The sequence below is a fragment of the Serratia liquefaciens genome (genome assembly GCF_027594825.1).
In the GTDB taxonomy this organism is placed as follows: domain Bacteria; phylum Pseudomonadota; class Gammaproteobacteria; order Enterobacterales; family Enterobacteriaceae; genus Serratia; species Serratia liquefaciens_A.
In genome coordinates, this window is record NZ_CP088930.1 from 374,256 (window position 1) to 393,253 (window position 18,998).

The 18,998-nt window shown below is 57.0% G+C and carries 15 protein-coding genes; 4 read left to right on the forward strand and 11 right to left on the reverse strand.

Annotated elements, in window-relative coordinates; all coding sequences use genetic code 11:
* Positions 1-7: 7 nt before the first annotated feature.
* The 5 genes from LQ945_RS01620 to LQ945_RS01640 all read right to left on the reverse strand — a co-directional run bounded on the left by LQ945_RS01620 (position 8) and on the right by LQ945_RS01640 (position 5,730).
* On the reverse strand, positions 8-1,123 hold the full coding sequence (locus tag LQ945_RS01620; RefSeq protein WP_044551335.1) for an ABC transporter ATP-binding protein: 1,116 nt from the start codon (positions 1,121-1,123) through the stop codon (positions 8-10).
* Between the two features lie 62 nt (positions 1,124-1,185).
* Complete coding sequence (locus tag LQ945_RS01625; RefSeq protein ID WP_044551338.1) at positions 1,186-2,547, reverse strand: alpha-glucosidase; 1,362 nt, start codon at positions 2,545-2,547, stop codon at positions 1,186-1,188.
* Positions 2,548-2,579: 32 nt separating this feature from the next.
* Positions 2,580-3,425, reverse strand: coding sequence for a carbohydrate ABC transporter permease (locus LQ945_RS01630; RefSeq protein WP_020826988.1), 846 nt, complete (start codon positions 3,423-3,425; stop codon positions 2,580-2,582).
* Positions 3,422-4,417: a carbohydrate ABC transporter permease gene (locus LQ945_RS01635; RefSeq protein WP_044551340.1), complete on the reverse strand. Its 996-nt coding sequence runs from the start codon at positions 4,415-4,417 to the stop codon at positions 3,422-3,424. Before LQ945_RS01635 ends, LQ945_RS01630 begins: the two co-directional genes overlap by 4 nt.
* A 47-nt stretch (positions 4,418-4,464) precedes the next feature.
* A complete protein-coding gene (locus LQ945_RS01640; protein WP_044551342.1) occupies positions 4,465-5,730 on the reverse strand; it encodes an ABC transporter substrate-binding protein in 1,266 nt (421 codons plus the stop codon).
* 123 nt (positions 5,731-5,853) lie between these two features.
* Between LQ945_RS01640 and LQ945_RS01645 the strand changes: the two genes are divergently transcribed.
* The gene (locus LQ945_RS01645; RefSeq protein WP_044551345.1) at positions 5,854-6,789 is read left to right on the forward strand and encodes a LysR family transcriptional regulator; all 936 of its coding nucleotides are present in this window, start codon (positions 5,854-5,856) and stop codon (positions 6,787-6,789) included.
* On the opposite strand, the gene LQ945_RS01650 is transcribed toward LQ945_RS01645, so the two are convergent.
* Positions 6,790-7,059, reverse strand: a complete 270-nt coding sequence (locus LQ945_RS01650) for a PTS transporter subunit EIIB (RefSeq protein ID WP_044551347.1) — start codon at positions 7,057-7,059, stop codon at positions 6,790-6,792.
* A 326-nt stretch (positions 7,060-7,385) separates the two neighbouring features.
* Here LQ945_RS01650 and LQ945_RS01655 point away from each other — a divergent pair, with 326 nt between their 5' ends.
* The gene (locus LQ945_RS01655) at positions 7,386-7,559 is read left to right on the forward strand and encodes a hypothetical protein (protein ID WP_182823706.1); all 174 of its coding nucleotides are present in this window, start codon (positions 7,386-7,388) and stop codon (positions 7,557-7,559) included.
* Between the two features lie 21 nt (positions 7,560-7,580).
* On the opposite strand, the gene LQ945_RS01660 is transcribed toward LQ945_RS01655, so the two are convergent.
* Complete coding sequence (locus LQ945_RS01660) at positions 7,581-8,246, reverse strand: ArsR/SmtB family transcription factor (RefSeq protein WP_044551349.1); 666 nt, start codon at positions 8,244-8,246, stop codon at positions 7,581-7,583.
* Positions 8,247-8,346: 100 nt separating this feature from the next.
* Here LQ945_RS01660 and LQ945_RS01665 point away from each other — a divergent pair, with 100 nt between their 5' ends.
* Complete coding sequence (locus LQ945_RS01665; RefSeq protein WP_044551351.1) at positions 8,347-8,844, forward strand: DUF2938 domain-containing protein; 498 nt, start codon at positions 8,347-8,349, stop codon at positions 8,842-8,844.
* A 5-nt stretch (positions 8,845-8,849) separates the two neighbouring features.
* Here LQ945_RS01665 and LQ945_RS01670 read toward each other — a convergent pair whose 3' ends face one another.
* A complete protein-coding gene (locus LQ945_RS01670; protein ID WP_044551353.1) occupies positions 8,850-11,276 on the reverse strand; it encodes a DUF3772 domain-containing protein in 2,427 nt (808 codons plus the stop codon).
* 491 nt (positions 11,277-11,767) lie between these two features.
* Here LQ945_RS01670 and LQ945_RS01675 point away from each other — a divergent pair, with 491 nt between their 5' ends.
* Complete coding sequence (locus tag LQ945_RS01675) at positions 11,768-13,495, forward strand: ABC-F family ATP-binding cassette domain-containing protein (RefSeq protein ID WP_044551356.1); 1,728 nt, start codon at positions 11,768-11,770, stop codon at positions 13,493-13,495.
* A gap of 81 nt (positions 13,496-13,576) precedes the next feature.
* On the opposite strand, the gene LQ945_RS01680 is transcribed toward LQ945_RS01675, so the two are convergent.
* The 3 genes from LQ945_RS01680 to LQ945_RS01690 all read right to left on the reverse strand — a co-directional run bounded on the left by LQ945_RS01680 (position 13,577) and on the right by LQ945_RS01690 (position 18,975).
* Positions 13,577-14,224, reverse strand: a complete 648-nt coding sequence (locus LQ945_RS01680) for a TetR/AcrR family transcriptional regulator (protein WP_044551358.1) — start codon at positions 14,222-14,224, stop codon at positions 13,577-13,579.
* A 41-nt stretch (positions 14,225-14,265) separates the two neighbouring features.
* A complete protein-coding gene (locus tag LQ945_RS01685) occupies positions 14,266-17,370 on the reverse strand; it encodes an efflux RND transporter permease subunit (RefSeq protein ID WP_044551360.1) in 3,105 nt (1,034 codons plus the stop codon).
* 228 nt (positions 17,371-17,598) lie between these two features.
* Positions 17,599-18,975, reverse strand: a complete 1,377-nt coding sequence (locus LQ945_RS01690) for a cation diffusion facilitator family transporter (RefSeq protein WP_044552949.1) — start codon at positions 18,973-18,975, stop codon at positions 17,599-17,601.
* Positions 18,976-18,998: the final 23 nt, after the last annotated feature.

The following is an 18,998-nucleotide window of genomic DNA, read 5'->3' on the forward strand; positions in this document are numbered from 1 at the left end:
CGATAAATTAATGCGCCTGTTCCGAGGCCAAAATGCGCTGAAACGCCCGACCCTGACGGCCAAACAGATAACAACACTCTACCGGCAGCCGCACGCCGACGGTATCGCCGGCCTGGATGGTGGAGCGCTCAGGATTGCGCAGTACCCAGGGTTCACCGGCGTTGCCGTTGTCCAGATACAGGTAGGTTTCATTGCCCATATGTTCGACGAACATTACCTCACCCTGAAACTCACACTCCGACCGTGCGCCGCCCCGAATATGTTCCGGGCGTATACCCACGTTGACGCTCTGGCCTTCCGCCTCGCTCGGCGTGGCGATCGGCAGGACCAGCGCCTTGCCGTTATCCAGTTCGACCACGCTTTGCTGCTCACCGGCGCGCCGCAAAATCGCCGGGATCAGGTTCATCTTCGGCGAGCCGATAAACTGCGCGACAAATTCATTAGCCGGTTGATCGTAGAGCTCCAGCGGCGTGCCGACCTGCTCGACGTGGCCCTGGTTCAGTACCACGATGCGATCCGCCAAGGTCATGGCTTCAACCTGGTCGTGGGTGACATAAATAATGGTCGATCCCAACCGCTTATGCAGCGACGCCACTTCCATCCGCATTTGCACCCGCAGCGACGCATCGAGGTTGGACAGCGGTTCGTCGAACAAAAACAACTTGGGTTCGCGTACGATGGCGCGGCCAATCGCTACCCGTTGCCGCTGCCCGCCCGAAAGATCCTTTGGACGCCGGTCCAGTAGTGGCTCGAGCTGTAAAATACGTGCGCTCTCGCGTACCCGGCTGTCGATTTCAGCCGCAGAATGGCCGGCCAGCTCCAGCGCAAAGGCCATGTTTTTATAAACGCTCATGTGCGGATAAAGCGCGTAGGACTGGAACACCATGCCGATGCCCCGTTCCGCCGGCGTGTCGTCGTTAACGTAGTTGCCATCGATATACATGCCGCCGCTGCTGATCTCCTCGAGTCCGGCGATCATCCGCAGCAGGGTTGATTTTCCGCAGCCGGAAGGGCCGACGATCACCACAAATTCCCCGCTGTTGATTTGCAGATCCAGCGATTTGATAACCTCTGCGTTTGCGCCGTAGCGTTTTTGCAGCTTTTCCAGCGTGAGTTGCGCCATATTCCTCCCGTTTACCCCAGTTGGCATGCTGCGGGGCGCCGATATGCGCCCCGCTATCCGGTTTATTTCAGGTAATCAAGCCACGGGCTCTGGCGTGAGATCATCACATCTACCAGCTCGGGGATCGCGCGGCATTTGTCGTTGACCGAATCCACCAGCAGCGCCTGGATCACCAGATCGCGAGAGCCTTCAATCACCGCGTCAGCAGTCAGGTCATGAATGGCAATCTGGTTGCTGAGCAGCCCGCCGATACCGGCCGGCATTGCCACTTTGATGCCGTGCACCCCTTTGCGATCGATGATCGCCGGCACTTCAACCGCAATAAAGTCTGGCAGCTGTTTGATAAAGCCCTGGTTCGGTATATTGACCGCCGACTCTTCATAGCCGGAATCAGCCAGGATCCCTTCCATGATCGGCACCACGCGCTCTTTCAGCTTCAATTCAATTTTCGGCTGCACCTGCCCCAGGTAATTGCGGTAGAAGGTGTAGAAATCGAGAATGCCGCGATGATCGCTGACCTCGCTGGCCCAACGGATGTACTCGCCAAAGTGGCTGTCGCCGGTGATTGGCAGGTGGTGGAATTTCTCCAGAATTTCCTTGAACAGGGTGCGGTCAGCCCAGGGATAAGCGCTGTCTTTGCCGCCCAACGCATCACGCTCAGTGCTGCCTTCGGTCTGCACCAATTTACCGTGGGTGCGGGTGTACGCCAGGATATCGCTGTAGCCCGGCAGGCGGGAGAAATAGTCCGGTGCCTTGGCACGCACGTCACCATAGGCATCTTTGCCGCTGTCCTTGTAGCTGGCCTCCAGCAACACGCTGAAGTGGTTAAGCCCGGCGGCGCGCAGGTTAAGGTTTTCAAACGGCGTGCCGAGCATTTCCGGCAGATAGCGCTCAAGTGAGGCGATTTCGTGGCACATACCGACGAAATTCAGCTGCGGGAAGCGACGGTGCACGGTGGTGCAAATGCGGCTCATCGGATTGGAATAGTTAAATATCCAGGCATTGGGGCAGATGTCGGCAACGTCGGCGCAAATGTCGAGGATCGGCGGAATAATCCGCAGCGAGTGGAACAACCCGCCGGGGCCGCCGTTTTCACCGTACACCTGCTGGATACCGTACTGCTGAGGGAGCTGCCAGTCGAGATCCCACAGCGCAAAACGGTCGCCCACTTCGATGGAAATAATCACAAACTCCGCCCCTTTCAGCGCAGTTTTGCGATCGGTGGTGGCGCTGACGGTAAACGGCAGGTCTTCCGCAGCCAGAAAGTCTCGGGCGGTTTTCTCGGTCACCGCCAGAGCGGAAGGATTGATGTCGTGCAGCACAATCTCACTGCCGTACAGCGTTTTGCTCTGGAAGACATCCCCCAGCGTGCCGTAGCCGAATTGCGCACTGCCCGCTCCCACTAAAACGATTTTTGTAGCCATTACTTTTCTCCTGCTTCAGGGTTAATCGAAAATCAGCCTTTTACTGCGCCGTTGGTTAATCCGCTGACGATGCGGCGCTGGAAAATCAGGACCAGTGCGATGATCGGCAGTGTGACGATGACCGAGGCCGCCATGATGGTGCCCCAGGGGAGTTCAAACTGAGAGGCGCCCTGCAGCATGCCGATAGCGACTGGCACGGTGCGCTTGCCGCTGGAAATGACGAACGTCAGGGCGAACATGAATTCATTCCAGGCGCCGATAAAGGCCAGCAGTCCGGTGGTCACCAGTGACGGTCCCATAATGGGCGCGAAGATGCGGGTGATGATGGTCCAGGTGCCGGCACCGTCGACGATCGCCGCCTCTTCCAGCTCCGCCGGGATCGCCTTCATAAAGGTGGTCAGCACCCAGACGGTAAACGGCAGCGAGAAGGTGGTGTAGGACAGCACCAGAGCGCCCAGGGAGTCATACAGACCCATAAAGCGCACCAACTCAAACATGCCGGACAGCACCGCCACCTGCGGGAACATCGAGACGCAAAGAATGGTAAACAGCAGGTATTTACGACCGCGAAAGCGGATACGCGCCAGGGCAAAAGCGGCGGTGATCGACACCAGCAGGCAAATGCCTACCGTCAGCGTCGCCACGACGATAGAGTTCAGCAAGCTGCGGGCGATGCCATTTTCCATCAATGCGGTCAGATAATTGCCCCAGTGCAGATTGCCCGGCAGATAAGCGACCTGGAACAGATCCTGCCCGGAACGCAACGAGGTGATTAGCGCGTAGTAGAAAGGAAACAGGCAGATCACACTGGCCAAGGCGGCCGCGGCGAAGATCAGCGTTTTATGGCCGTATTTTTGCTGTTGGCGACTCAGTTTCATGCTTGTTTCTCCTTGTCGTTTAGGCGACCCAGCGTAAGGAAGCAAGCGGCGATCCCCGCCACCATCATAAAGACCAGCACCGATGCGGCCGAGCCGGAGCCCATTTCCTGATAGCTGACCATGCGATCCCGGGCGTAACCGGACACCGATACCGTGGCTTCGCTGTTGGAAGTCAGTACGTAAATCAGATCAAACACCCGCAGCGCATCCATCACCCGGAAAATCAGCGCGACGATCATCGCCGGCATAATCAGCGGCAAGGTGATACGGCGGAATCGCTGCCAGGCATTGGCACCGTCGACGCGGGCGGCCTCATACAGATCGCCGGGGATCAGTTGCAACGCCGCCAGCAGCATCAAGGCCATAAACGGCGTGGTCTTCCACACGTCGGCAATCACCACCGCCCACATCGACAGCCCCGGCTCCGCCACCCAGGCCAGCGGCGTGGCGATGATGCCGGTTTTGAGCAACAGGTCGTTCACCACGCCGTACTGATCGTGGAACATCCAGCCCCACATTTTGGCGGACACGATGGTCGGAATGGCCCAGGGCACCAAAATGGCGGTGCGCACCAGCCCCTGACCGCGAAATTTTTGATTCATCAGCAACGCCAGGAGCATGCCGAACACCAGTTCCAGCGATACCGACAGCAAACTGAAGCGCAGCGTGTTGCCTACCGCCAGCCACCAAAGCGGATCCGCCAACACGCCGTAGTGGTGGCCGCCTTCAGTCAGATCCAGATAGTTTGCGAAACCGATAAAGCGGTAATCGTCCGGCGCGTCCAGCATGGCGTCGGTAAAGCTGTAAAACAGGGTGCGCAGCAGCGGCCAGCCGGCAACCGCCGCCAGCAGCAACATCGCCGGCGCCACCAGTAACCAGGCGATGCGGCTACGCCGCTGTTGGTGATTCAGTTTGCTGCGCCTGGCCGGCAGCACCTGGGCTGACTCATCAGGGGTAGCCGTCAGGGATAAAGCGTGCGTATCGCGTTTCATGCATCAGACTCCGGCGGTTAATGGGGAGATAACTCGGCCTTGCGCTTTCAGCGCCATCCTCTGGCTTTGATCCGTTCCAGTCGCTGCTGTAAATCCGCCACGGCCGTGACACCGTCACTGTCTCCGCGCAATACGTTAAAGGTGGCGTTGTAGATGGCTCGGGAGACCTGCGCGTATTGCCGTTTGGTTTGAGTGGCCGGGCGCGGCATGGCCTGCGCGAATATGCCCTTGAAGTCTGCCAAATAAGGCGCCTGCGCCAATACTTGCGGATCGTCGTACAGCGCGGTGCGCGAAGGAGCCTGACCCAATAACGCCAGCGCCCTTTTTTGCGATTCGGCATCGCTGACGATTTTCAGCAGCGCGATGGCCGCCTCGGGATGTTTGGTATAGCCGTTGATCGCCCACTGCCAACCGCCCAACGCGCTGACCGAATGACCGTCAGCCCCTTTCGGTAGCGGCATAACGCCGACCTTACCGCGGATCGCACTGCTGCTGTCCTGCGCTAATACATAGGCGTAGGGCCAATTGCGCATAAACAACGCATCGCCGTTTTGGAACACCGCCCGCGACTCTTCTTCCATGTAGCCAAGCGTGCCTTTCGGCGTGATTTTGCCAATCCAACCGGCGGCCATATTCAGCGCCTGCGCCGCCTGCGGGTTGTTAATGGTGATATTGCCCTGAGCATCGATAAAACTGCCGCCGTTTTGCGAGGCCACCCACTCCAGGGCGTTGCAGGTCAGCCCCTCATAAGATTTTCCCTGAAACACCAGCCCCCAAAAGTTTTTGTGGCCGGCGGCACGTTCATCTTGCTGGATGCGGGTGGCGATACGGGTCAGATCGGCCCAGGTCTCCGGCGGTTGTTCACCGTATTTCTCCAGCAGGTCCATGCGGTAGTACAGAGCACCGCTGTCCAGATAGGCGGGCACCGCTTTGACCCGGCCGTTTACCACGTTGTTTTGCCAGGCTGCCGGGAAAAAATCCTGTTTGATGTCGCTCACGCTGTCGGTCAGATCCAACAGGTGCTTATTCAGCACGCCGATCCACACCGTGTCGGCCTGAAACAGATCGATGGCGCTGGCGTCTTTGGCGGCAAACAGTTGCTGGAACAGCGACAGCTTCTCATCGGAGGCAGGAGGCAGATCGATAAACTCCAGGGTATGGCCAGTCTGAGCCTCAAAGCGCTGTTTGATCTCGTTGCAATACTGGCGCCCTTCTTTGCTGGGCGCGCATTGCATGCGCAAGGTGTCGGCCCATACTTGGCCGGACATCAACGCCAGTGCGGCGGCAACCATACTCGGTATCAATCTTCTCATTGCATCCTCTCTGGTGGCGGCTGGGAATACCGGCATAGGAGCAAGCTATCGAAGGCGGGTCATTGGCGGAAATCGTTTTTCACCGCTACGATATAGAAACTTTCTATACCACCAGTGGAAAATATGATCGTGGACAAAATTCTGCGGCAGTTTATCGAAGTGGCAATGTTCAAAAATGTGAGTCATGCAGCAAACAAACTTTGCCTGAGCCAGCCGACGCTGACCCACAACATGAAGAAGCTGGAAGAGAATTTGGGGGTACAGCTGCTGGAGCGCACCTCAACCGGAGTGAAAACCACCGAATACGGCGATCTGCTGTTGGAGCAGGCACAAATGATGCAGCGTATTTACGACAATACGCTGATCAAACTGGCATTTATCAAGGCCCGTCAGGAGCAGAGTCTGCGCATGGGCACCGGCCACGCCTGGTGGTATATGTTTGTGCGCGACAGCTTCAATGCCTATCGCAAGCTGCACCCGATGGTGAATATCCATATCGATCTGGGCAACCACCTGCGCCTGATGGACCTGCTGTTGGGCGGAGATATCGACTTGTTTATCGGCCATGAAATTCAGGGGCTGAACCCCAAAGCAGGCATCAGCTTTCTGCCGCTTTTTGGCACCACCGACAGTATGTTCGTCCGGCGCGGACATCCACTGCTAGGGCAAAGCGTGGGGCCGGATGCGCTGCTGGACTATCCCTGCGTTGAGCTGACCCCGGATGAGAGTCGTTACCATCATATGGTGGAAGATATGCAACCGAAAAAGCTGGCGCGAAACCGCCTGCATCTGGCGGAGCGGGTGATTTGTTCGACCAATTCCATGATGTCGGCTGTGGACATGATTAACGATTCCGATGCGGTACTGCTGAGCTATCCCTCCTGTATGGCAGGCTATTTTGCGGATTACGGCATTGAACCCCTGCAGCTGGTCCAGCCAGGACCACGTTGCACCGTCGGTATTTATTTGATGCGCGAAAAGGCGGATGCCCCCCATGTGGTGCAGATGCAAACCTTGATGCAGCAACACCTGGAACAGATCCGCCCGCTGTTGTCGTAGTTACCTCTCGCCGGTCAGCGCCACCAGCGCCTGGTACAGCGGTCGGGCATTGCCCGGCCCCACCACCAGCTGATATTCGGTCGTCAGGCGTGGCGTGTCGACCTCCAGCAGCGCTTTGACCCCGTTCAGACCATCGATAGCTGGTCGTTCCAGCCGCCCGGCATCGCGCAGTTCCACCCTGATACGGCTGGCGCAGTAGCGTATTTTGGTCAGGTTTTCCGCTCCGCCAAAGGCGGCCAGCACCGACGCCGCAAGCTGATGTGTTTCCATTGTGCCTCCAGAAAAAGATTGCCTATGCAACAACAGCATAGAGCCGTCGGCGGGCCGAAGTGAAATTGGTTTCACCCACGGCAATATAGAGGGAATCTATGGCGTGCGAAAAACATCGATCAATGATGTCACCCCGCCGTCATCGGCGTTATGGTGGGTCCTTGGATCATAGAATTATCAGGGACCGCAGATGAACCGATTAATCTGGGCTATCGTTATATCATTACTGATCGTTTTTCTGCTGCTGTACATCATGACTGGCGCGAAGGTCTGAAGCCTGTGGCTGCGCCCCGAAACCGACAGTAGCGTGACTGAAGGAGTATGAAATGAAAGCGATAATTCCTGCGCTGCTGATTTTTGTGCTTTCCGGCTGTATTGGCAGAGGTGGCCCGCAAGACGTGCCGCCCCCGCCGGTACATAATGACCCGCAAACCTGCAACAACACTTCCGCCAGCGCCAACAGCGACTGTTCGCAATCTGTCGTACCGGCTATGCACTAACGCCAGCAAGGCGGGCCGCGATCAGATCTCTATGCGCAGGCCCGCCGCTTTCCAGTCTGGAAACCCCTCTTCCAGCCTGCGGGCTTCGCGACCTTTGGCGCGTAGGGCGACCACGGCGTTAACCGAAAGCACGCAGTAAGGACCGCGACAATAGGCGACCACTTCACGATCTTTGGGCAATTCGGCTAACCGACGCTCAAGTTCTTCCAACGGAATGTTCAATGCGCCTGGCAAATGCCCCAGCGCATACTCTTCATGCGGGCGTACGTCGAGCAAAATTACGCCGTTTTCCTCCATCCGCGACAGCAACTCTTCACGCGAGATAGCCTCTAACGCCTCAGGCTGCTGCAGGCTGTCCGTCACCAGCGCGCGGATTTCCGCTCGGTTATGTTCCGCATACTGACGCAGTGCCGACAGCAGGGTTAACACCGGGCCATCACCGAGACGATACAGGACCTGTTTGCCTTCCCGTCGGCTCTGCACAAACCCACTGCGTTTCAAGTGTTGCAGGTGCTGCGAAGCATTGGCGATCGTCAGCCCGGCAAGTGCCGCCAGCCGCTCCACCGCTCGCTCACCCTGGGCAATATGCTCCAGCAACATCAGCCGATGCGCGTTCCCCAAGCTGCGTGCCAATTCCGCCAACTCGGCAAACAACTGCGGCTGAGGATCGTTATCCTTGGTTGACATTCCATCCGTCCTCTTTCATCATTCAATAAATCAATTGAATGATAGTATATCAAAAACACCATGAAGAATCGACTACGCCCCAAGACAAGGAAAATAGACAGTGAATAACGGAATGGAGTTTATCGTGGCATCGTTAACGATTGGCGCCGGAGCCACCTTGGTAATGGATCTTTGGGGGTTGTTGCTCAAGCGAGTGTTTGGCATCCCTTCGCTAAACTACGCGATGGTGGGCCGCTGGATCGGACATTTTCCGCGCGGCCGTTTTAGGCATGGCAACATTGGGCAGGCAGCGCAGGTGCGCTTCGAAAAGCCGATCGGCTGGGGGGCCCATTACGCTATAGGGGTTCTGTTCGCCGCTCTGCTGCTGGCACTCTGCGGGCAAGACTGGCTACGCCACCCTACGCTGTTACCGGCATTGGCGTTCGGTCTGGTCAGCGTCTGCGCGCCCTTTTTCCTGATGCAGCCCGGCATGGGTGCCGGTGTCGCGGCCAGCAAAACGCCTAACCCGCCGGTAGCACGGTTGCGCAGCCTGATGACCCACGCCGTGTTCGGCGCGGGCCTTTACCTCAGCGCCTTCCTTTGCGCCGGGCTGTGGTAGCCGAATTAAGAAGATTGCTCTTCTTCGTTGGCCAGATTTTTCGCCTGCTGTTTCATAAACACCACTTCCTGCGGGCTGGACATGCTGACACGGTGCGCCCGCAGTAATTTGAGAATATTGAACAACAGTTCGCTCTTGGTGGAGCCGACCATGCGCGGGCTGGCGACATAACCGGTCACGCTGAGGATAATGCCGTCCGGGCCGAGCTGGCTGAAGCGAACATAGGGCGCCGGGGCATCCAGAATGGCTTCATATTCCTGATAAGCGCTGAGCAGGATGTTGCGAACCTGCTCCGGATCGATATCCGTCGGGAAGGTCAACGCGATGGTCACCACCCCTTGCGCATTGCCCATGGTGGCATTACGCACGTTTTGTGAGATGAGCTGAGAGTTAGGTACGATCATCGTCGAGCGGTCGCTAAGCTGGATCTCGGTGGCGCGCACATTGATACGGCGCACGTCCCCCTCCACACCGCCGATACCGATCATATCGCCGACTTTCACCGGGCGTTCGGTCAGCAAAATCAAACCGGAGATAAAGTTCTTCACGATTTCCTGCAAACCAAAACCGATACCCACAGACAAGGCGCTGACGATCCAGGCCAGATTGTTCCACTGGATACCCAGTGCCGCCAGGGTAATCAGGATCAACAACACATAGCCCACGTTGCTGAACAGCGTTACCAACGACGCGCGGATCCCGATGTCAGAAATGGTTTTAGGCAGCAGTTCCTGGCTTAACCAGCGCTGGGTAACTCGCAGAATATAGATGCCAATAGCCAGGCAAATCACCGCATTGATCAGGTTACCGGGCACAATGTTCAGTTGTTTCAGCCCTTCACCGCTAAGAATGGCGATGATTTTTTCCAACAGCGAGTTGGGCGTAGTGGTGCCAAACGAGCCGTTAAACAGCGAGACAATCATCAATAACAGCAGCGAGCACTTGGCGATGGCGGTGAAGATAATCGCCATCTGCTCCAGGTGGCGATCCTTAAAATTAAGCGACTTCTTAAGCATCTTGCCGCTGGCGGTCTGCGGCGAGAAGATGGCGCCGCACAGGTCAGTGGCGAACAGCACCAGAAAATAGAACGCCATTAGCACCAGCGCGATCCAAATCACCTGATAGGTCAGGAAACGGGCGAAAGCGATATACCCCACCAGCAGCGAGAGCAAGATCACCGTTGAGCACACCAGCGTGCTCATATGCAGTATGCCACTGAGGGTGGAACGCTTCTCTACGTGTTCGCCCTGCTGTTCCAGCCGACGGCGGATACGCTGAGAGCGCAGCGGCATCGCCAGCAAGACCATGCCAATCAAGCCGGCAACCAGACCGTTACCGAAAATGGTGGTGCTCAAACTGGCGCTGACGGCATTATTGATCAGTTCTACCGTCCCAAATGCCAATGCCAACCCGGCCAGCAGCGGTGAGAAATAGCGTAAACCTGAGGCAACCGCATTATCCAGGGTACCAAGGCGCCACGAGGGACGATTAAGTGACAGCGTTGCACGCCCCAGTCCGGCAATCAGCGCGCAGAAGATCCCCAACTGATAAAAACTCTCGGCGAAGTCTTCCAGCATCACCGGTAAAGGCTGTACGCGAGTGAAGGTGAGGAACAGCAGGTTCAACGCGATGCTGGTGGTAACAACCGTCACGGTGACGGTCATGATCGCCATAAAACTGCGGCGTAAACGCCCATCCGGAAGAAAACGGATGCTCACCCAGGCCAGGAAACGTTCAGAAAAATAGCGTCCCCAGGACCAGATAGCCACCGCCAGCATCAGCAGCCCCAAAGTCCCGTAGCGCACATCTTCCTGCCAGCTGGTGTCCCACGCCTGTTGCATCGCGGCACCGAACTGATTCAGGCGCTGCACGTCATCATCGGCAGGTTTTACCACCGGCGACCAAAATTTGGTACCCAGCACGCTACCAGTGTTCAACGCCAGTTGGCTTTTGAACGCGACGCGACGTAAATCACTGATTTGTTGCCCCAGATCGAGCACGCCAGCTCTCATCGCCTGTGCGCGTTGAACCGCCTCGTCGAGCTGCTTCTTGCTGTTATTGAGCGCATTACGTTGCTGCACCACCGCTGCGGTTTCCGCCAACGCCCCGGCAGCCGGTTGCGGACCGAGCACATCCAACTGCGCCTGTAGCTTCTCTTGCGCCGGTTGCAAGTCGGCCGCGAGTTTTTCCAGCTTGGCGGCCAGATCGTCAGTGGTCAATTTCAGCTTACTGAGCTGGGTATCACTACTGGCTTTGGAAACCTGCTGTTTGATGCTGTCCAACTGCTTCTGGTAGTTTTTCAGCGCGGTCGCAGGATCCACCTGGCTTTCGGCTACCGGGGGATCATCCTGTGCGGCGACGCTGGTCAGCGGCGCCAACTGCAAGCCAAACAGCAGGAACAGGAAAAGAATAATTTGACGGGGCTTTAACATAAATTCGGGGCTCAGCCTTTACATGATAGACAAACGAAACAGGCGGGCCGGTACTCACCGACCCGCCTGGCTAATCATAAACTGAGATTATGATAACTGCTTAATCTCCGCTTAAATATCAGTATTACTCCCATTCAGCACGATTATTCTTGCATTCAGGCCAACCGCTATCCTCACGGCGCGTTTTCATCGGTTACGGTGCTGAAAAGCTGAATAATTTGCAGTAGCGCAACCCGGCAAAGCTCCCTATACTCAGCTCATTCATCAACCAACGTTATAAAAGGAGGATTACTATGCCGATGTGTGAATTGTTTTTTTACTCACACTTCTATAGTAATTGCCGCTGCTCAAGCATTACCGGTATCGTGCTGCGATAACCCAGGCTTGAGCGAAGCTTACTAAAATTTAAGTCCCTTCCCTCCGGCTTACCGGGTTGTCGTCAGCGATGTTTGACGATAGGCATACGCATGCCTGTAACTCTTGAGTAAGCAATGAGCACACTACTTTCTGCATTATCTGTCGGCTACGACAACAATTTCGGCCCTCTGCTGGTTGAGGTTTCCTTCAGCCTGAAGAAAGGCGATCGCATTGGTTTAATCGGCCACAACGGCTGCGGTAAAAGCACCCTGCTTAAAATCCTCAGTGGCGATCTGCCCGCCAGCGCCGGTAGCGTAACCCCTGCCCACCAGTGTCTGATGGCGCGGGTAGAACAACACCTGCCCGAAGCGCTGCATGACTGCAGCCTGCTGGATGCGGTATTGGCGCGGTTACCCGAAAATCAACGTGTCAGTGAAAGCTGGCAAGGCGAGGTGCTGCTAAGCAGCCTGGGCTTTGCGCCTGAGTCATGGACGCTGACCGCGGGCACGCTGAGCGGCGGTCAGCATACGCGCTTGCTGTTAGCGCGCGCGTTGATTCGCCAACCTGACCTGCTGTTGCTTGATGAGCCGAGCAATCACCTGGACTTGCCCACGCTGCTGTGGCTGGAGCGATTTCTGCAAAACTGGTCCGGCAGCTTCGTGCTGGTATCCCACGATCGTCACCTGTTGGATCAGGTCACCAACTGCACCTGGATCCTGCGCGATAAGACCCTGCAGTTTTTCCGCCTGCCCTGTACCGCCGCACGCCAGGCGCTGGAGGAACAGGATGAGGCGGATGCGCATCGCCGTCAGGCGGAACAGAAAGAGATCGACCGTGTGGCGAAAAGCGCCCAGCGGCTGGCCGTGTGGGGCCGGGTTTACGATAACGAAGACCTGGCTCGCAAGGCCAAACAAATGGAAAAACGCGTTGATCGGCTGAAAGAAGAGCAAACCACGCTGAGCGCAGGCAGCCAATGGCGGCTCAGGTTAAAGGGCGAGGCGCTGGATGCCGATCGCCTGCTGGCCTTGCCGCAGCTGGACGTGCGCCCGGCGGCGGAGGCTCCGGTTCTGTTCAGGCTGGCATCGTTGCGGGTCAAAAGCGGGGATCGCATCGCCATCGTCGGGCGTAACGGCTGTGGCAAATCTTCGCTGCTACATCATCTGTGGCGTGAGTATCAGGATGCAAGCCATCGAGAAGCCGTGTTCCACCCGCGAGTCCGCATCGGCTATTACGATCAGAGCCTGCAGCAACTGCGTGACGACGACACGCTGAGCGAGGCGCTGTCGCATTTCGCGCCGCTGACCGAGGAACAGCGGAAAATGGCGCTGATCGGTGCCGGATTCCCTTACCTGCGCCATCAGCAACGCATCAGCACCCTCAGCGGCGGCGAGCGTTCGCGCCTGCTGTTTGTCGGGCTGACGCTGGCCAACTACTCTCTGTTATTGCTCGACGAGCCGACCAACCACCTGGATATGGAAGGCAAAGAGGAGCTGGCCGAGACCCTGCGTCAGTTTGAAGGCGCAGTGATGCTGGTCACCCACGACCGAATGCTGATCGAAAATAGCTGTAACCGCTTCTGGTTGATTGACCAGCAACGGCTGGAAGAGTGGCAGGATCTGGAGCCGGTCTACGACCGATTGGCACAAGCGCCGGAGGCCACGCCAATGACCACCTCGCCCGAGCAGCCTGCCAGTTGTGAATTGCAGCATGCGGACGAGGAGCGGCTGTTGGCCGCGCTGTTTGAACTGGAAAGCAAACTGCAAGAAGATCTGGCGCGTAAACCCAAGCATCAAAAAGTACAGCTGCAGCAGCAATGGCGAAGTGAAATCGCGAGCCTTACCGCACAGTTAAATTTGGACTAACCTTTACGGGCCGCCTGCGGGCGGCCTTTTAATTTACGGGCCGCCTGCGGGCGGCCTTTTAATCTGCCTGAATCAGAGGCCTCACCGGGCACTGTCATTCTCTGTTGGCACTTCATTGTGATAGCCCCAACCACGCAGAAAAAGAGCCACCGCGACGTCGGCCAGCTGTTGCAACTCGGCTTTGTCCGGCAGTTCGTCAGACAACAGCGCAGCAGGAAGCCCATACCCCATCACTGCACCCAAGAAAGCCTGCGCCTGCAATTCGACATTGCCCAGCGTCAGTTGGCCCCGTTGCTGCGCACGCTGCAATAAGGCGACCAGTCCCTGTAGCACCCGCCCGGACTCGCGCTGTTGCAGCGTGGCGTACAATTCCGGCCGTTGCTGCAACAGTTGGATCAACAGCCGCTGGAAATGAATGTTTTTCTTTTGGTAAAAATGATCCTGCACCACCGCAGCGAAACGCCCCAGCACCAGCGGAAGATCCTGCGTATCTCCGGCCATAATGGCATTCAGCGGTGGCTGCATCATCTCCTTCATGTAGCTGAAGGTCTCCAGTACCAGCGCATCTTTTCCCGGGAAATGGTTGTACAGCGTTTGCCTGGTGGTTCCGGCCTCGGTGGCAATCATATCCAGCGAAATGTCCAATCCCTGAGTCAGAAACAGCTCGCTGGCAGTGGCCAAAATACGCGGTTTGGCCTTCATCGGACGCCCCGGTTGCCGGTTATTCATGGTGAATTCACTCCTGCCACGCAAAGATCATGTCGAAAGGATTATTTTTTGCTTTTTAATCGTGCCAGCCCTTGTTTCACCAGCACAAAAAACAGCGGTACAAATAACAAGGCCAACAGTGTGCCAGAAATCATGCCGCCGATCACCGCAATCCCTATCTCACGCCGGCTGGAGGCTCCGGCCCCCACCGAAAGTGCCAGCGGGATCACCCCGGCGACGAAGGCCAGCGACGTCATCACAATCGGCCGCAAACGCAGACGCGCCCCCTCCAAAGTCGCCGCCAACAGGGCTTGCCCAGACTTCATCTGCGACTCGGCAAATTCAATAATCAGGATGGCGTTTTTGGCGGAGAGGCCGATCGTGGTCAGCATACCGACCTGGAAATAAATGTCGTTTTCGTAACCGGCCAGCCGTGTAGCGACCACCGCACCCACAATGCCCAAAGGAATAATCAGCATCACCGCGAGGGGGATTGACCAGCTTTCATACAGTGCCGCCAGGCACAGAAAAATAAACATCACGGAGGCCAGATACACCCACAACGTTTGCCCCGCGGCCACCTGCTCCTGGTAGGACAACCCGCTCCACTCAAGACCAAAACCGGCAACGTCCTGGATAATGTTTTGCATCTGGGTCATCGCCGTGCCAGAACTTTCGCCCAGCACCGCCGCCCCTTGCAGCTGCGTCGCCGAAAGTCCGTTAAAGCGTTGCAGCATTTGCGGCCCGGAAAGCCAGCGTGTGGTAGCGAAGCTCGCAAATGAAGCCATGCTGCCGCTGCTGCCGCGAACGAACCACTGATTGATGTCATCAGGTGCCGAGCGCGAGGAGGAATCCCCCTGCATGTAAACGCGCTTCACCCGGCCGCGGTCGATAAAATCATTAATGTAAGCCCCGCCCCAGGCAGCAGACAGCGTGTCGTTAATGTCCGACTGCTGTAGCCCTTGCGCACTGGCCTTCTGCTGATCGATATCCACCTGAAGCTGCGCTTTGTCTTCCAGACCGTTTACCCGCACCGCCGTCAATAATGGGTCATCGTTCGCCGCGGCAATCACCTGCTGCTGCGCCAACTGCAATGCATCGTGACCGGCATTGCTTTGATCCTGCAGCCAGAGCTCAAAACCGCTGGACTGCCCCAGGCCACGTACCGCCGGCGGTGACAGTACGTTGACTTGCACATCACGGCTGCCTTTAAAGTGCTGATTGGCGCGAGCAATGATCGCCTGCGCCGTATTTTCACTGCCGTCGCGCAAATCCCAATTTTTTAACTCCGCAAATGCCATACCGACATTCTGCCCGCTGCCGGCATTGTTGCGTCCGACCACCATAAAGATCACGCTCAGGTTTTCTTTTTCTTCGGTCATAAAGTAGTCAGCAATGGCGTCGGCGGCTTCCTGGGTTTTCGCCATTGGGGTGCCGGGCGGCATGGAGAACTGCACCATGACTGACCCCTGATCCTCTACCGGTAAAAAACCCGTTGGCATGCGGATATATTGCCATGCCATCAGGCCGGTAATCAGCAGCGCGACCAGGCTATAAAACCCTTTGCGCGCCAGAATATGCGTCAGCCAACGGCTGTAACCCTGCTGACTGCGATCAACCGTGCGGTTAAAGCGGGTGAAAAACCATCCCCGTTTGCCGTGACCGCTTGGGCGAAGCAAACCGGCGCATAATGCCGGCGTCAGCGTCAATGCCACCAGTACGGACAGCACCATGGATGAAACGATAGTGATGGAAAACTGACGATAAATAATGCCGGTCGACCCGCCCAAAAACGCCATCGGAATAAACACCGCGGACAGCACCAGAGCGATGCCAATCAGCGCGCTGTTGATCTCACCCATCGAGCGCAGCGTTGCCTCCTTAGGGGGCAATCCTTCCTCCTCCATGACCCTTTCCACGTTTTCGACCACCACTATCGCGTCATCCACCAACAGACCGATAGCTAACACCATGGCAAATAACGTCAGGGTATTGATGCTGTAGCCCAGCAGCGCCAAAATGCCGAAGGTTCCCAACAGCACCACCGGTACGGTGATCGCCGGGATCAGCGTGGCTCGCCAGTTCTGCAAGAACAGATACATCACCACCACCACCAGGATAATGGCCTCGATCAGCGTCTGCACCACGCCCTCAATGGACACCGTGACAAAGGGCGTGCTGTCGCGTGGGTAAGCCACTTTTAATCCGGCGGGAAACTGGGGGCTCATGCGTTCAACCTCAGCCCGCACACTTTCCGCCACCGCCAGCGCGTTTGCGCCCGAGGCCAACTGAATGGAAATCCCGGCCGCCGGGTAACCATTCAGCCGGGTTTGGTTCTGATAATTCTCTGCACCAATTTCCACCCGAGCGACATCCCGTAAATATACGGCGGAACCGTCGGTGTTGGTCCGTAAAATGATGTTGCTGAACTGCTCGGGCGTTTGCAGCCTCGACTGCGCGGTGACGGTCGCATTCATGGCCTGGCCGGGCTCTGTCGGCAGAGACCCCAGCTCGCCGCTGGTCACCTGGGCATTTTGCGCCTCTACCGCCGCCTGAACGTCGGACGGCATCAGACCGTAACTGGTCAAACGTAAAGGATCCAGCCAAATGCGCATCGCATATTGCGCGCCGAATACCGTCGTTTCGCCCACGCCGTCGACCCTGCTCAGCGGATCCTGCAGTGAACTCACCAGAAAATCGTTGATATCAACGTTGTCCATACGCCCACTGGTATCGTACAGCGCCACCACCATCAGGCTGTCTCCCTGAGACTTGGTGACGGTAATGCCCTGCTGTTGTACTTCCTGCGGCAGCCGCGAGTTAGCCTGATTAACCGCATTTTGTACCTGAACCTGGGCGATATCCGGATCGGTCTGCTGGTCGAAACTCAGGCTGATGCGCGCCTGCCCGGCAGAACTGCTGGTCGAGGAGAAGTACAGCAGGCCATCGATCCCCTTGATTTGCTGTTCGATCACCTGAGTCACGCTGTCCTCTACCGTTTTGGCCGCGGCCCCAGGATAGTTGGCGGTAACGGTAACGCCGGGCGGAGCAATATCCGGATACTGCTCCACCGGCAGCGTCAGCAATGCCAAAACACCCGCCGCCATAATGCAAATAGCCAACACGGCGGCGAATACCGGTCGAAATACAAAGAAATGCGCCAGCATCGCTTACCCTCCTGTCTGAATGAAGGGGATATGGCACATCGATATGCACTGATGGCCCGCTGGCTTTGGGTCGATTTTCATTGGGATCCTCGCGACTCGCCTTAGTTTATTTACTTTACAGTAAAGTAAATAAACTAAGGAAACAAGCGAACGAATCCATCCGGTTTTATCCGTATTGCATGAAAGAAGTTGGGATCGGGTGGCCGCACGACGGGCCACCCTGTGAACTTAGACGCCGGGCTTGATAGGTTCTACATGCCCTACTGCCCGCGTAACCGTGGGATACAGTGCGCGTAGCTGGCGTTCGATGCTGTCCACCGCCGCGTGAGCCGACACAATGGAGGCCGCCGGAGAAACCCGACAATGAAAATTGACGATAATGCCATCCGCGGTTTTGCGCGCACGAATGTTGTGTACGTCCTGCACCATCTCACCGTTTTCGACCGCTGCCTGCAAGATCTGGCGAATGTGGGTCAATTCGTCCGGCGCAACATCTTCGCTGGCAATCCAGTGGTGCGTCTGGGGCTCCAGATGGGTTTCGATTTCAGTCTTCTCGCCAATCGCCTCTCGCAGCAAGGTTTCAATCTCACTGGCGATATCGTGCGCTTGCGCCACGCTGGCACTGGCCGGCACCGCCAGATCCAGGCTGATCGACATGCGTTCAGGCAATTGCTGCAGCGCCAAATTTTGCACCACCGCCCCGTGGTTGGCGGCGATCACCCGAATGCGCGTCGCCATGTCTTCGTCGCTGCGGGTTTGCGGGTTGGCAATCACCGTAGCCTCGGCATTGGCGTACTGCTGTTCCAGACGTTCAGCAATAGACTTTTTCAGCGCGTTGATGCGTTCCAGCGGCAACGTGCGGCACACGGCGACGGTGACCTCAATGAACAGCATGGCACCGGCGTTACGGATGCGAATATTCTCGGTAGCCAGAATGGCCGGGAAGGTATCGAGCAAAGCGCCGATCTCTTCCTTGGTGCCGGCAGGCGCAGTATCCATCAGCGAATCGAATGAACGTTTACCCAATTTCAGCGCCGCGATGACGATAAAGCAGGCGACGATCAACGCCGCGATGGCATCTGCGCGGTTGAAGCCCAACATAACGAACACCATGCCCAACAGCACCACGGCGGAAGCCAGCATATCGGAAAAGAAATGTAGCGCATCGGCCTCCAGCGCCGCGCTGTCGGTAGCCTTTGCCACACGGTTCAACGCCCTGACGCGGAAAAAATCGACCCCAATAGAGATCAACAGCACCGCAATCACCACCGGGGCAGCGACGATTTCATGCGCCTCCCCGAGCAAGCTTTTGCCAGCCTCGTAAACAATCCAGCCCGCGGCGCCCAGCAGCAACAGCACTTCAAACAGCGCCGCCAGGTTTTCGACCTTGCCGTGGCCAAAATGATGGTCGTCATCAGCAGGTTTGTCGCTGATGCGCACCGCCAGCCAGGTAATGCTGGTGGCGATAAAATCGGTGAAAGAGTGGATCCCTTCAGAAATAAGACCAATACTGCCGGTAAAAATACCGGCAATAAATTTCCCGGTCGCCAATAGCCCGCTGGCTATCATGGAATTTCTGGCAACGGATTGTTTTTCATTTTGCATATTACGGCTCACATTCAAAGGGG

Coding starts and splice junctions, on each gene's coding strand:
- LQ945_RS01620 (WP_044551335.1), bottom strand. CDS start 1,123: ATGGCGCAACTCACGCTGGAAAAGCTGCAAAAACGCTACGGCGCAAAC.
- LQ945_RS01625 (WP_044551338.1), bottom strand. CDS start 2,547: ATGGCTACAAAAATCGTTTTAGTGGGAGCGGGCAGTGCGCAATTCGGC.
- LQ945_RS01630 (WP_020826988.1), bottom strand. CDS start 3,425: ATGAAACTGAGTCGCCAACAGCAAAAATACGGCCATAAAACGCTGATC.
- LQ945_RS01635 (WP_044551340.1), bottom strand. CDS start 4,417: ATGAAACGCGATACGCACGCTTTATCCCTGACGGCTACCCCTGATGAG.
- LQ945_RS01640 (WP_044551342.1), bottom strand. CDS start 5,730: ATGAGAAGATTGATACCGAGTATGGTTGCCGCCGCACTGGCGTTGATG.
- LQ945_RS01645 (WP_044551345.1), top strand. CDS start 5,854: ATGATCGTGGACAAAATTCTGCGGCAGTTTATCGAAGTGGCAATGTTC.
- LQ945_RS01650 (WP_044551347.1), bottom strand. CDS start 7,059: ATGGAAACACATCAGCTTGCGGCGTCGGTGCTGGCCGCCTTTGGCGGA.
- LQ945_RS01655 (WP_182823706.1), top strand. CDS start 7,386: ATGAAAGCGATAATTCCTGCGCTGCTGATTTTTGTGCTTTCCGGCTGT.
- LQ945_RS01660 (WP_044551349.1), bottom strand. CDS start 8,246: ATGTCAACCAAGGATAACGATCCTCAGCCGCAGTTGTTTGCCGAGTTG.
- LQ945_RS01670 (WP_044551353.1), bottom strand. CDS start 11,276: ATGTTAAAGCCCCGTCAAATTATTCTTTTCCTGTTCCTGCTGTTTGGC.
- LQ945_RS01675 (WP_044551356.1), top strand. CDS start 11,768: ATGAGCACACTACTTTCTGCATTATCTGTCGGCTACGACAACAATTTC.
- LQ945_RS01680 (WP_044551358.1), bottom strand. CDS start 14,224: ATGAATAACCGGCAACCGGGGCGTCCGATGAAGGCCAAACCGCGTATT.
- LQ945_RS01685 (WP_044551360.1), bottom strand. CDS start 17,370: ATGCTGGCGCATTTCTTTGTATTTCGACCGGTATTCGCCGCCGTGTTG.
- LQ945_RS01690 (WP_044552949.1), bottom strand. CDS start 18,975: ATGCAAAATGAAAAACAATCCGTTGCCAGAAATTCCATGATAGCCAGC.